6 protein-coding genes are annotated in these 14,995 nt (G+C 47.0%); 3 read left to right on the forward strand and 3 right to left on the reverse strand.

What is annotated here, in order from left to right; all coding sequences use genetic code 11:
• Nucleotides 1–255 precede the first annotated feature (255 nt).
• Complete coding sequence (locus D8Y20_RS02305) at nucleotides 256–1,998, reverse strand: FAD-dependent oxidoreductase (RefSeq protein WP_121541418.1); 1,743 nt, start codon at nucleotides 1,996–1,998, stop codon at nucleotides 256–258.
• A gap of 113 nt (nucleotides 1,999–2,111) precedes the next feature.
• On the opposite strand from D8Y20_RS02305, the gene dksA reads away from it, so the two are divergent.
• Together dksA and D8Y20_RS02315 are read left to right on the forward strand one after the other, a co-directional pair.
• Nucleotides 2,112–2,483, forward strand: coding sequence for an RNA polymerase-binding protein DksA (gene dksA / locus D8Y20_RS02310; protein ID WP_121541419.1), 372 nt, complete (start codon nucleotides 2,112–2,114; stop codon nucleotides 2,481–2,483).
• A gap of 276 nt (nucleotides 2,484–2,759) precedes the next feature.
• On the forward strand, nucleotides 2,760–4,988 hold the full coding sequence (locus tag D8Y20_RS02315; RefSeq protein ID WP_201265500.1) for a cyclic nucleotide-binding domain-containing protein: 2,229 nt from the start codon (nucleotides 2,760–2,762) through the stop codon (nucleotides 4,986–4,988).
• A gap of 7 nt (nucleotides 4,989–4,995) precedes the next feature.
• On the opposite strand, the gene D8Y20_RS02320 is transcribed toward D8Y20_RS02315, so the two are convergent.
• Complete coding sequence (locus D8Y20_RS02320; RefSeq protein WP_121541420.1) at nucleotides 4,996–5,718, reverse strand: YebC/PmpR family DNA-binding transcriptional regulator; 723 nt, start codon at nucleotides 5,716–5,718, stop codon at nucleotides 4,996–4,998.
• A 15-nt stretch (nucleotides 5,719–5,733) separates the two neighbouring features.
• The gene (purB, locus tag D8Y20_RS02325; RefSeq protein ID WP_121541421.1) at nucleotides 5,734–7,119 is read right to left on the reverse strand and encodes an adenylosuccinate lyase; all 1,386 of its coding nucleotides are present in this window, start codon (nucleotides 7,117–7,119) and stop codon (nucleotides 5,734–5,736) included.
• Nucleotides 7,120–7,677: 558 nt separating this feature from the next.
• Between purB and D8Y20_RS02330 the strand changes: the two genes are divergently transcribed.
• Nucleotides 7,678–14,727, forward strand: coding sequence for a SpvB/TcaC N-terminal domain-containing protein (locus tag D8Y20_RS02330; RefSeq protein WP_121541422.1), 7,050 nt, complete (start codon nucleotides 7,678–7,680; stop codon nucleotides 14,725–14,727).
• The last annotated feature ends 268 nt before the right edge of the window (nucleotides 14,728–14,995 follow it).

Genomic DNA, 14,995 nt, shown 5'->3' on the forward strand with positions numbered 1-14,995 from the left:
CAAAGTAACGCAAAGTAGAAGCAAATCTTTACATGTGAAGTTCATTGGGACTCTACTTTTCTGGAATCACTGACAGCCGTGGAGCATCGCAAATTTTCTACCAGTAATGCCTTTTTCTGGGTCCTCAGCGTTGCCGGGCAGGATGCCCAAATGCCGCGAGCGCATGGATGCGCAAGAGCGGCCTGAAGGTGACAACGCTTGTGCAAGAGAGACTCCCCTGGGGGATTGCGGTGAACGCTTTGAAATTTGGATTTGTTACTTATCGGCGATGAATTTTTTAGGATGAGTCTCTGTTGGCGCGTTATGGCGAATAACTTCAAACCAACGTGGTGAGTGTGGATTGTCGTGCAGAGACTTGTGTTTGATCATGGAAAATGATGCTGGAAGTGTTTCTAACCATGAGATTACAGCATCAGTTTCACGCGCGCCGCCGGCATGGCCGGGGTAGGCCAGAATAGAGATGTGTCCATTGGGTGCGATGAGTTGTATCGATGCATTGAGCGCTTGAATGGTGGAGTTTGTTTGCGTGATCACTGTTTTGTCGGCCTGTGGCAGATACCCTAAATTGAACATGATCAGATTCACATTGCCAACAAAAGCATGCGGAATGTGTTCGAGCATCTCTTCATGGCCGCAACAGCATAGTGTTGTGTAATCACTGAGTTCGGCTTCTTTTAATCGTTTGAATGTGTTGTCGATGGCTTGTTTTTGGATATCGAATGCGAATACCTGCCCATGATTCTGAATATGACGTGCAAGGAAGAGAGTGTCATGGCCGTTGCCTGCGGTGGCATCAATAGCGATATAATTATGCTGTCTGTCGTTGTCAGGCTTTTGTGGTGTGCTGCATGCGGCTTGAATGTGGGGAAGCAGATTTTGATGCACACGTTCTGTTAATGAAAGTCGTGCCTGTGCTTTGGTGCGGGATTTTTTGTTGCTGTCCGATATTCTTATAATGTCAGCTTCATGGGGTATCGGCGTGCCATGGGTGAGATGATCCGTAAACGCTTGCGCATAATGCGGGATAAGCATGGAGCCTTTGGAGCCAAAACCATTGAAAATACCGATCTGTGGTTTTTCTGGATGCAGGCCAATGAAGGGGTGTTTGTCCCGTGTGTTGGGGCGTACCCCAGCCTGTTGCCGGATAACATCAATATTTACGGGTGTAAGAAATAGTTTTTGCAGTCCGTTGAGTAATTCTGTTTTTGCTGCTGGCGTGGCTTCGATCGTGGATAGGTTATGACTGTAGGTTGCGCCTGTTTTGTATTGACCATTGTGTAAAGGTAATAGCCATTTACCTCCATTGATAATCTGTGTTGGTAATGCGCTATCCGAGGTGAGTGTCAGGATCTCACCTTTAGCCGGTTGAAAGGGTAACCATTTGAACCACGGGTTTGTTTGATCCATGAATCCCTGGCAAAAAATGATGCGCTTGGCATGAATGTGTTTCCATATCACACCGTTGGAAGTTATTTCTAAGTCAGCGAAATCAAAATGATCTGCGAAGTAGCTCTCCTGTTGTATGAAAAAGGTGCGTAAGCGATCCAGTAGTGCATTCGTATCCAGATATCCGGTTTGTTGCTGTTCGCACACGCCGTGAGGCGCACGTATTGAATCTACAGTGTCGATGTGTTGACCCATATAAGGCGTGTAAGCCTTGTCCTGACAGCGTTTGTAGAGCGATTGACGTTCATTGTCATTGTTGAGGATGCGCAACATGGGGATGTCGTGAAAGAATGCTTCATCAAATTGTGTCTCTAATGTCTGGTAACAGCGGCGTGCGCTTGGAATGATATGTGCAGCTTGTTCTTGCAATACCAGGCGCTGACCAGTGACGGGGTTGAACAGGCCTGCGGCCACACGAGATGCGCAAGGAGCAGCCTCATCACACACAATACTGATCTGTTGACCTTGCTGCATGAGTTGCCAGGCAAGCAGTGAGCCAGCTAAACCTTGGCCTATGATCAAAGTGTTGGTACAATGAATTGTTTTACGCATGGCAGTATCTTATGCATGAACAGGCTTTATTTACACTATTCATAAGAATCGCTATGGTTCGCGCCCTTTTGGCGATTCGTTGATTGGATATCCCTGTTTTCAGGAGGATGGCAATGGCCTTAACCAAGACACAATTAGAAGCTTTTGAGAAGCAGTTGACTGACTGGAAAAATGAGTTGGAACTCGGTCAAAGTGAAAACGTGCATGCAATGACAGAGCAGGATCAGACATCATTCCCTGACCCAACTGATCAGGCAAGCATGGAAACTGATCGCAACTTTGATCTACGTATCAAAGATCGCGAGCGTAAATTAATCAAGAAAATTAATCAGACCATCGAACGTTTGCAGGATGGTGATTTTGGTGAATGTGATTCATGCGGTGGTAACATCAGTGTGAAGCGTTTGCAGGCGCGCCCAGTTACAACCTTATGTATCGAGTGCAAAACAGCACAAGAACAGGAAGAGCGTACACGCTTAGACTGATCTCTGTAAATTAATGATTGAAAAAGCCTGCGCAAGATGTCGCAGGCTTTTTTTTGCTTTTAAAACGCGATGAATCTCTGAAGCGGGTAATATTAATAGGAAGTGATTCCAACATATTTAGCTGTGATGCTAAGCATGATCTTTGACGATGATCGTTATTCGTATGAACTATGATCTACCGCACACCATGTTGATTAAAATCATCTATACTGCACTTTATGGTATTGAAACGTGAATATCTGCCGCTGAAGTGGTAGAACTCTATCTGGAGAGCAGGTGGCTTCATTGGTGAGAGGACATGATGTGATAAAAAAGATCAATAAAATCTGCGTATCCGCTGGCATATTCTGGATTGATGTGCCCGGTGCTGATCTTCGTGTTTTATGCGGATGCCCGGCTGATAGTGTCAAACATCTCATCCATTCGGGGCTGATTATTTCGGAAGAGGATCATGGTATCACCTATGAAACCGGCCCGAATGCCATACTCCTATCTGATAGCATGTTGCAAAAAGGTAACTTTGCAAACATGTCCGAATTCCCTGTCCTGCAAATGTTATATAACCAGGGCATGTTATTGCCGAACCATCCGAACAATACTGGTATTAAACCAATTCTGATGGGGGAAAAAGAGCAGATTCATGCTCAAATGAAATATATTTATAGAGGCAACTATGGCTTAGTTTCAATCGAAGAGCTGATGGATGCCGGTGTAAGCGAGCATGATGCGGAAGAGATGATTCACATGAAGAAGGCCTTTGCCTTTGGCGCTATTCGTGAATCGGAAGAGATTCTGGATACCTGCATCATCGAAAGTGAACGCGTGGAAATACGCAATGGCCTGGCGGTCAAGCGCATTGGTTTCAACCGGTTTGAATTTTATTATGAGGATGAAGCGGTCACCATTGACCTTAATTTAACACCCGATGAACAATACACATCAACGTTTTCGCTCGGTTTTCATAACATTAAAAGAGAATATTTTTCAGTGATCCATTCTGGTGAGGGTGATGGTTGGGATGTGCACCGCCCTTCGATGTCTTCCATTATTATGTTCCATGGAAAGATTTATTTGATTGATGCCGGCCCCAATCTGCCCGAGACGCTGACAGCACTTGGTATTGGAATGAACGAAATTGAGGGGGTCTTTCATACTCACTCACATGATGACCATTTTGCAGGACTGCCGGCCTTGATTCGTACGGATCGACGTTTGAAATATTTCGCCACTAAATTGGTGCGTACCTCCGTAACGAAGAAAATGAGTGCGTTGCTCAGTATGGATGAAAGTCGTTTCGCAGATTATTTTGAGATACATGATCTGGACTTTGATCGCTGGAATGATGTGGATGGCCTGGAAGTAAAACCCATTTTCTCTCCGCATCCGGTTGAAACAAATATATTTATATTCCGCGCACTGTGGGAAAATGGATACCGTAGTTACGGCCATTTTGCTGATATATCGTCCTTTTGCGTGATGCAGTCGATGCTATCAAAAGAAGGGGCCGAGGATGGCATATCTCAATCCTTTTATGATAAAGTGAGAGAGGATTATTTAACGCCGGTTGATATTAAGAAAATTGATATTGGTGGTGGTTTGATTCACGGCAATGCTTGTGATTTTAAGGATGATGAGTCGAATAAAATTATTCTTGCCCATACGGCATTGGCGCTGACCGATGAACAAAAAGAGATCGGTTCGGATTTGCCTTTTGCCTCTGTCGATGTGTTGATTCCTACGCATCAGAATTTTGCCATGCAACGGGCATATACATTCTTATCTGATGATTTCCCATCTGCACCCAAACATCAATTGCGCAGCCTGTTAAATAGTGAAATGGTTACTATTTTACCAGGTACGATCATGATAAAAGATGGTGTCGTGAATGATTATCTCTACCTGGTGTTATCAGGTTCAGTTGAAATGATTGACTCCAAACATCATACAAAGGTGAAGTTATATGCAGGTTCGTTATTGGCTGAATTGTCAGCCTTGCAGCGCTGCCCTGCTTCGCATACCTATCGTAGTGAGAGTTTTGTACAGGCGCTTAAGATTTCAAGTCAACTCTATGCTGACTTTGTGCGATTAAATGCCCTCTATGATGATATTGAGCGCTTGGGTGAGAGTTGGCACTTTTTGGAAAATTTACCTTTGTTTGATGAAGCAATCTCTTATATTACCTTAAATCAAATCGTCGATCAGATTAAACTGGATGTTTATCCGGCCGATCATTGCTTTGATCTACAAGATAAGCAGCTCTACCTGGTGAAAAGTGGCAAGGTTCATGTAGGAGCAGAGCCAGTACTCGAAACGATAGAAGAATGGGGCTTCTTTGGTGAAGCATCCATCTTTTTTAATGACATTCGCTACCCTGAAATTCGCACGGCAGAACGATCAGAAATTTACCGGATTCCGATTGATATCATTAAGCATATTCCTATTTTGAACTGGAAGTTATTTGAGCGACATGAAAAGCGGGAGAAGTTGTATTCCCGCTCATTATAGCGGTTAGCTAGTCGTCAGTTTCGGCATTGTGATACACTTTTTGCACATCATCACAGTCATTGAGAGCATCAAGCAATGCTTCAAAGACCTCTGCATCTTCACCGCTGATATTGGTGATGGTTTGCGGTTCCTGAGAAATATCTTCAACCTCAAATGTAATGTCGGGTGTGCTTTCTGTTAATGCTGTTTTGACTTTAAAGAACTCAGTATGCGGTGCTAATACTGTGATCATACCCTCTTCCAATTCAATATCGCTGACATCAATATCGGCCATCATCAGTGTTTCCAGCACAGCCTCTTCATCATCACCTTTGAACACGAAAACGGCCTGATGATCAAACATGTGTGCAACAGCCCCGGGGCCACCCAGTTTACCGCCGTTTTTGTTGAAACATTGACGTACATCATTGTAGGTACGGTTGTTATTATCGGTCAGACAATCCACGATCATCATGATGCCGGCAGGGCCGAAACCTTCATAGCGAGCGCTGGCAAAATCTTCACCAGCACCACCTTCAGCCTTATCCAGGGCATTTTTAATCACATGAGCGGGCACCTGATCTTTCTTGGCATTATCAATGATGCGGCGCAGCGATAGATTGCCATTGGGGTCCGTGCCGCCACTTTTGGCGATTACATAAATTTCTCTGCCATATTTGGAATAAACCTTGGTTTTAGCACCGGCGGTTTTGGCCATAGATTCTTTTTTGTTTTGATATGCTCTGCCCATATTATCGCTCTCTCTTTATGATTTTAGGAAGCGATCAATATTTGTCGCTTGCTCTGCGGCATTGCCGATATAACTGGCGGGTGTCATCTCTAACAAGCCCTGTTTGGCATCTGCGGGAATATCGAGTGTGCCAATAAAATCGCGCAGGCGTTCAGGGGTGATGCCGGTGCCACGCGTTAGTGCTTTCATTTGCTCATAAGGATTTTCCAAACCATAACGACGCATCACGGTTTGTACGGCTTCACCAAGCACTTCCCAACTGGCATCAAGATCGGCATTGATGCGATCAGCATTGATTTCCAGTTTGCTGATGCCTTTTTGAGCAGAGCTATAAGCCAGTATCGAATAACCAAAACCGACACCTAGATTACGCAACACAGTGGAGTCGGTCAGGTCACGCTGCCAGCGGGAAATGGGCAGTTTCTGAGCCAGATGAGACAATACTGCATTGGCTAAACCGAGGTTGCCTTCAGCATTTTCAAAATCGATAGGGTTCACTTTATGCGGCATGGTGGATGAACCGACTTCACCGGCGATCACTCTCTGTTTGAAGTAGCCAAGTGATACATAGCTCCAGATATCACGGCAGAAATCAATCAGGATGGTGTTGAATCGTGCTAATGCATCGTTGAGCTCGGCAATATAATCATGCGGTTCAATTTGAATGGTGTACGGGTTCCAGGTGATGCCAAGTGATTCGACGAAGCCCTGTGCAATGGCAGCCCAATCAAGTTCAGGGTAGGCCGCCAGATGTGCATTGTAGTTGCCGACTGCACCATTGATTTTGCCTAAAATCGGTGTTGCCGCAATTTGATTTACGGTGCGCTGCATGCGGTAAGCGACATTGGCCCACTCTTTACCCATGGTAGTCGGGCTGGCTGTCTGCCCGTGGGTGCGTGCCAGGAGCGGCTGTGCCGCATACTCTTTAGCGCCATCCGCGAGGCTTTCTACAATGCCATTGAGTGATGGTAGCAATACTGTGTCGCGTGCTTCTTTTAACATCAGTGCATAAGAGAGATTATTGATATCCTCTGAAGTGCAGGCGAAATGGAAAAACTCGGATACAGCAGCCAATTCGTTGTGGTCGGCAACCTTTTCTTTGAGCAGGTATTCCACGGCTTTCACATCGTGGTTGGTGGTGGCTTCAATCGCTTTTACACGTAGCGCATCGGCTTCACAGAAATCGGAGACAATGCTATCGAGAAATGCATTGGCATCAGCAGAGAAGTTCGCAACTTCTGTGATATCTTTGTTGGCTGCCAACATCTGTAACCAGCGCACTTCAACCGTAACACGTGCTTTGATCAGGCCATATTCACTGAAAATGGGACGCAGCTCAGCGGTTTTGCTGGCATAGCGACCATCCAGTGGCGATAGGGCGGTAAGAGGTGAAACCTGCATGGAGAACTCCGAATGTTGGGCTGTAGTCAAATTTTAGCTCGCGAAAGGTACACCGAACGCCCCTTTTTTCCAAAGCCAATATCAGCATATAGCGATGATGAGATGTTTTGATGTTTATTATCTATAACGAGGTGGGTATGGGAGGTCTGCCTGAACATTGGCAATTGAGATATAGAGGGGGAGATATTCTTACGTATTGTAAATGAAAAAGCCCGCAAGCGATCAGAGGATCTGCTTACGGGCTTATGTTTGGTTGCGGAGCCAGGTTTGACAAGCGTCAGCATGAACGTGCTTGCGGTAGCAAGATGGCCCGAAGGGTGAGCAGCTTGCTGCGAATAGCTGACGACCTTCGGGTTATTAGCCCAATTCTGGGCAAGTCAGAGCAGCTCATGACAGGCAAAGCGTCCCACTTTTGTCCCATAAATATGGAGTTGTTGATAAATAGGTGAAGTTATTTTCTTGAGGTGAAAGGTCGCTTGGAGGAAGGGAATAAATTGTGGTTGGCACTTTTAAATTTTTCGTCTTTACTAAGACCTGTAGGGACGAGGGATCGTATCAATGGGGATGGAGCAAGAAAACCAACATCTGCTTGAAGCACCAGAAATCACTTTACCGAAAGGTGGAGGTGCGATTAAAGGCGTTGCCGAAAAGTTTGAAGTCAATGCTGTCAACGGCAGCGCCTCATTTCAGATTCCTTTACCAATCTCTCCTGCACGCAATGGCTTCGCACCTTCTCTTTCACTTAGCTACAACTCTGGTTCAGGTAATGGCCCTTTTGGTCTTGGCTGGAGCATCTCAATACCATCCATCGTAAGAAAGACTGAAAAGGGGTTACCTACCTATCAGGATGATGATGAAAGTGATGAGTTTCTGCTCGCTGGTGCCGAAGATATGGTCCCATCCTTTCGCAAAGACACAACCAAGGTGTATGAAGAGTTTCGAAGTGAAGATGGTATTGATTATCGAGTTAAGCGATACAGGCCTCGAATAGAGGGACTATTTGCCCGTATCGAGCAGTGGAGTCGGATATCGGATGGTGATATCCATTGGCGCTCAATTAGCGGTGATAATGTAACTTCAATTTACGGTAAAGATGAACAATCCCGCATTGCCGATCCGGCCGATCCATCCCGTATCTTCCAATGGCTTATTGAGTTTACATACAATGATAAAGGCAGTTGTGCTGGCTTTGAGTACAAGGCTGAAAATCTTGAAGGTGTAAAGCCTGACGATGTCTGGGAAAAGAATCGGCTGAATAGACTGGCTCCAGTCACCAACCGTTATTTGAAACGGGTGAGTTATTGCAGTCATATGCCATTTTATAGTGGCGATCAACGCCCCTCTGATGATCAGTACCATTTCCATCTGTTGATGGATTATGGTGAGCATGATCAGGACAAGCCTGAGCTTGCTGTGTCACAGGCATGGGCGGTGCGTCATGATCCGTTCTCTCAATACCGTTCCGGATTCGAGGTTCGCACTTATCGCCGTTGCCAGCGTGTGCTGATGTTCCATGCCTTTCAAGAGTTAGGCGAAACACCTTGTCTGGTGAAATCAGTTTGCTTTCAATATACGAGTCAGCCGGGCTTCAGCTTTCTGGACGCTGTAGAGGTATCCGGCCATATCCGCAAGGATGATGGCTTCTACAACAGCAAATCCATGCCACCTGTCTCGTTTGAATACCAGTCGCATGCATGGAATAGCGATATACAAGAGCTTGAAACATCTGCCATGCAGCATGCCCCGGTAGGACTGTCCGGTGGTTATCAGTGGACTGATCTTTTCAGTGAAGGTGTTTCAGGCATTCTCACCGAGCAGGCAGGAAGTCTTTATTACAAACATAATCTGGGTTCAGGTTCATTTGCTCAGGCCAAACTGATTTCACCCAAACCATCCTTTACAGGTATTGCGTCAGGGGCTCTGCAGTTGGTTGATTTGGAATCGCGTGGTGAGAAACAGCTGGCAGTCTTTCAGGGGGATGTCAGGGGCTTCTTTGGTCTATCCGATGATGAACAGTGGCAACCGTTCAAGGCATTCAAAACGCTGCCCAATATCAACTTCTCCAATCCCAATCTGAAATGGCTGGATGTGGATGGTGACGGCAAGGCTGATCTGCTGATTTCCGAAGAGAATGTCTTTCGCTGGTATCCATCGAAGGGTAAAGAGGGTTTTGCCGCATCGCGTACGGTATTAAAAGAGATGGATGAAGAGCAGGGCCCTGCCATTCTATTTGCTGATGCGACGCAGTCGATCTATCTGGCCAGTATGTCGGGTAGCGGCATGCAGGATATTGTGCGTATCCGTAATGCCGAGGTCTGCTACTGGCCCAATCTCGGTTATGGCCGATTCGGGGCGAAGGTAACGATGGGGAAGGCACCGCTGTTCGATGCCCCCGACATGTTCAATCCGCAATATCTGAGGCTGGGTGATATCGATGGTTCCGGTACCACCGACATCGTTTATCTGGGCAAGGACTCTTACCGCTGCTGGCTCAATGATAGTGGCAATCAATTTGCAGCAGATCCTTTTATCATTGATCCGTTTCCGACGGTGGATAGTCAGAGCCGGGTCGATCTGGTTGATCTGCTTGGTACAGGTACAGCCTGTATAGTCTGGTCATCGCCATTGCCTGCACATCAGGGCAAGGCACTGCGCTATATCGATCTGATGCAGGGCAAAAAACCGCATGTGCTCAAACGTTATGAAAACGGGATGGGGGCTGAAACGCTCTGGCACTACAAGAGTTCCACCCATTTCTATCTGGAAGACAAGAGGAACGGCACCCCATGGGTCACGAAACTGCCTTTCCCTGTACAGGTGGTTGCCAGTGTGGAGAAGCGGGACCATATCACCGGCCTGCGCTTCGCATCTGAATACAGCTATCACCACGGCTATTATGATCATGCCGAACGCGAGTTCCGTGGCTTTGGACGGGTGGATCAGAAGGATTGCGAAAGCTTCGAACACTTTGTTCGTTCCGAAGCAGCCAATATCGTCGAAGAGGATCTGCATCAGCCTCCGGTTATAACGAAAACATGGTTCCATACCGGTGCTTATCTTGGTCGTGATCGTATTCTCAACCAGTTTGCCCATGAGTATTACCAGAACGAGCTGTTAACAGAGCATGCATTGTCCGAGCCGGCATTGCCGGATGATTTAACGACTGCCGAGTGGCGCGAGGCACTCAGGGCGTTCAAGGGGCAGACACTGCGCTCCGAGACCTATGCGCTGGATGGTTCGGAGAAAGAGCAGCTACCCTATGTCACTTCGCAGAGCACCAGTCTGATTACGCAGGTACAAGCGAAAGGTGAAAACCGTTACGGCTCGTTCATGGTCACCGGATCGGAATCAATTTCGTATCACTACGAACGCAACCCTGCCGACCCACGCATCTCCCATTCACTGGTGCTGGAGAGCGATGAGTATGGCAACCCGCTCAAGAGTGCTGAGATAGTTTATCCCCGTCGGGAAGTGGATGTTTCGCTGCCCGCAGAAGTGCAGGCTGAACAGGGAAAACTGCATATCGTCATTGCCGAAGCCGACTACACGCATGATATCGATGAAAGCGATTGCTATCGCCTGCGGGTGGGATGGCAGCAACGCAGCTATGAGCTGACCGGTTCACAACCTGCAGATGGTGATTTCTTTTCCCGGGACGAACTTCTACTTGCAGTAAACGAGGCAGATGACATTGCCTACGAAGAAGTTGCCGATGGCAGCCTGCAAAAAAGGCTGTTAAAGCAGTCGCTGTCACTGTTGATGCAGGATGATTTCTCCGGGCCACTGCCTGCTGGTGAGCAGGGCAGACTGGGACTCTCATTCGAGGCGTATCAGCTGGCTTTTACCGATGCGCTGCTGGGTCATATCTACGATACAAAAGTGGATGCAGTGATGCTGACCGAGGGCGGCTATTTACAGCTGGATGGCTATGAAGGTTGGTGGGTGCCATCAGGCAGGGCGATCTACCCTCCGGATGCCAGGTCACATTTCTATATCCCCATCGGGGTGCGCGATCCTTTTGGCAGCGAAACCATAGTTTCATTGGATGATTACGACTTCCTGACCGAGACAGTGATCGATGCCATCGACAATCAGGTAAGTGCCGAAAACGATTATCGCACCCTGCAGCCTGTGCTGATGACCGATGCCAATCTGAATCAAACAGCAGTAGAAACTGATGCGTTGGGTTTTGTCACCAAGTCTGCCGTTATGGGTAAAGCGGGCGAGGGCGATACGCTCGAAGATCCGAGTGCGCGCATGGATTATGATCTGGATAACTGGATCAAAACCGGCAAGCCGAACTATGTTCACAGCATGGCCCGCGAGCGGCATGGTGATGCTGATACGCCGTGGCAGCATAAATATGAATATTCAGATGGCTTCGGCAATGTCGTTATGGCCAAGATGCAGGCCGAACCCGATCACACCAAACCTGAGTCTGAAAGAGTTCCGCGTTGGATCGGCAACGGGCGCACTGTGCTCAATAACAAAGGCAAACCGATCAAGCAGTACGAACCCTTCTTCAGTGATACGCACCTCTATGAGGATGAGGCAGAAGTAGTTGAAACCGGGGTTACCCCGATCATCCGCTACGACTCACTGGATCGTCAGATTCGCACCGATCTGCCCAACGGTACGTTTACGAAGGTGGAATTCGACCCGTGGAAGCAGGTGAGTTGGGATGTGAACGATACGGTGCTCGAGAGCCGGTGGTATGGAGAGCGAAATGCCTCCTCGACTGCTTCTGCAGCAGAGAAGAGGGCAGCAAGCTTGGCTGCGAAACATGCCAACACACCTGCTATCACCCATATCGATTCTTTGGGTCGAGCTTTTTATGCCATTGCTGATAATGGTGATGCAGGCAAGTACGTCACCCGCACCATTCAGGATATCGAGGGCAATCCGCTCTCCATTATTGATGATCGCGGCAATGCCGTGATGCAGTATCGTTACTCGATGCTTCCGGGCGGCAAAGATGAGGGTACACCAGCGCTGTATGAACTCAGCATGGATGCAGGCGAAAAGTGGGGGCTGATCAATATCCTCGGTAATCCGGTTCGCAGCTGGGATAGCCGAAATCATACCTTCCGCAGCGTCTTCGACGAGCTGCATCGTCCTGTCGAGAGATGGATGCAGGAAGACACTAATCCAGAGCTGCTGATCGGTAAAACGATCTATGGCGAGAATACAGATGAAGATCTGGTCAGGAATCTGAACGGGCAAGTGAAACAGGTATTTGATCAGGCTGGCATGGTTGAAAGTCACCTCATCGACTTCAAAGGAAATCTGTTGCATGGCAGCCGAAGGCTAGCGAGAGAGTATAAGGGAACAGTTGACTGGAGTGCTGCAGATTTTGAGCTGCTGCTTGAAGATGAGGTGTTTGAGAGTCGTTCTGCTTTCGATGCCCTGAACCGCCCTCGCTGGGCTGTATCACCCGATGGTAGTATCACCGCGCACGACTACAGCGAGCGTGGTGCACTCAAGCGTGTGCGTGTGTCGCTAAAAGCTGGTGCATTGTCGTTGAGTGAAGCTGAGATCGATAACGTGCAGTTAAGTGGTGACCTCTATGTAAAGGATATTTGTTACGATGCCAAGGGGCAACGCCAGAATATCTGGTATGGCAACGGTGCAACCACCAAATACAGCTACGACCCTGAAACCTTCCGTCTGACACAACTGTTGACCACACGCCACTCCGATTCGAAGCGGTTGCAGGACTTGAACTACACCTACGATCCGACCGGCAACATCACCGAAATCAGAGACGAAGCTCAGCAGGTTATCTTCTTCAATAACTGCAAGATCGAGCCTCACACGAAATACGAATACGATGCCTTATATCGTCTGACTTCAGCCAAAGGCAGAGAACTGAAGGGACTTGCTATGTCAGGCCCTAACGATGATGCATTTTTCAAAGATCTTTCACTGCCGGGTGATCATGCTCTGGTCGAATATACGCAGATCTATAAGTATGATGGGGTAGGCAATATCCTAACGATGAATCATAGTGCAGGTGAAAATAAGTGGGTTCGGCAGTACCAATATGCCAATGACAGTAATCGCCTGCTCAGTACCAGTAGGCCTGGAGAGACTGAACAGCAGGCATATGCTGATGAACCAATCTATGGGGATATCTACACCTACAATATCCACGGCAGCATGACCTCCATGCCGCATCTGCCTCAGATGCAGTGGGATTTCCAGGAGCAACTCTGTGAAGTCGACTTAGGTGGCGGCGGCACTGCCCACTATGTTTATGACACATCAGGCCAGCGGGTGCGCAAGGTTGTGCAAACCGAGGGGATACTAATCAAGGAGCGTATTTATCTCGGTGGCTGGGAGGTCTATCGTGAACGTAAGAATGGTGCGCTGACGCATGAGCGCGAAACTCTGCATGTGATGGATGACAAGCAGCGCATTGCATTGATCGAAACGCAAACTGCAGGAGAAGGCCAGATACAGGAACCTGCTATACGCTATCAGTTTGGCAATCATCTCGGTTCCGCATCGCTTGAACTGGATGAATCATCACAAATCATAACCTATGAGGAATATCACCCCTATGGTACTTCTGCCTATCGATCGGGGAGAAGCGAAATTGAAGTTGGTCAGAAGCGGTATCGATACACAGGAATGGAAAAAGATGAAGAGACTGGATTTTCTTACCATACGGCCAGGTATTTGTGCAGGTGGATCGGTCGCTGGATACGATCAGATCCAAAAGGAGTAATTGACGGAGTTAATCTCTTTTCCTACGTGGACTGTAATCCTGTTATCAAGGTTGATCCATCTGGTCTTAGTGGAGAAGTGATTTATGATTATACAGATGAGGCAGGAAATCGACAGATTATTTTTTATATTAGAGCAGTGATTTTTGTGAGTGATGATGATGTCCAAATGATTAAGAATGATATGATTCCCGGTTATTTGAAAGTTTCGGAGGGAAGTGACCAAGATAAAAAGCACGCATACTTCGAGGCTAGACAAACAATAGATGGAAATGCTGTAAGAGACGCAGTCCAACGTGTACTTGAACAGTCTATGTCATCACATGAAACAATGAATGATGGTCATACTATTACTTGGAACACTTTTGTGGATTTAAGGCTCGAAACAAGAGAGGAGGGAGTGGATGATATTAATTTTGCTAAGGAGATATCTGGTGAGTATGTGTTTACCATCACCGATGATAGTGGAGGACACGGATCAAATAATGTGGCGGCTTTAGGTCATATCGGATTATTCAATTTAGTTGAATATAATGATGGGTATGTATTAGATGCTCATGGAATATCAAATGTGCCGGCTCATGAACTAGGACACCTTCTTGGGTTGTATCACCCCTGGGCGCTATATAATCGTCTAGATGGTGCAATCCTTGGTGAGATGCCGTATCTCCCCATTCGTTTTTTTGAAACCCCTCGCCTAATATTTGGTTCGCTACATGATTGGTATAAGGGCGACATTATGGGTTATTACAGTCACTACACGAACCTTGAAAAAAGTGCGTTGCGATTTTCATGGGAGCAAGTAGAGAGTAGTGATTTATTAACGAAGTATAGGGACTTATCTAGTCACCCACTCCCTTGTGAGGAATGTCATTACTAAAATTGGCAAGTTCGGGTTTTACGTTGATGCTTTAATATCACAAGGGGTCAGGTCTTGAATTGTGCAGAAGAGAGTGAAAGGAGTCAGAGATCCCATTGACTCGGAATTATCTAGAAAATTTGTGTAATTGATAAATTGTAAAAAGGGGACGCTACCCTTTTTCAATAAATGACAGGTGAGAGTATTATTTGAAGAGATAAATAGAACATAGCCAGAGAGGCGCTTGACGATCATGGATTGATTGGGGAATGAACGGGGGGCGTGATGC

The organism is Mariprofundus sp. EBB-1 (genome assembly GCF_003665155.1).
Taxonomy (GTDB): Bacteria; Pseudomonadota; Zetaproteobacteria; order Mariprofundales; family Mariprofundaceae; genus Mariprofundus.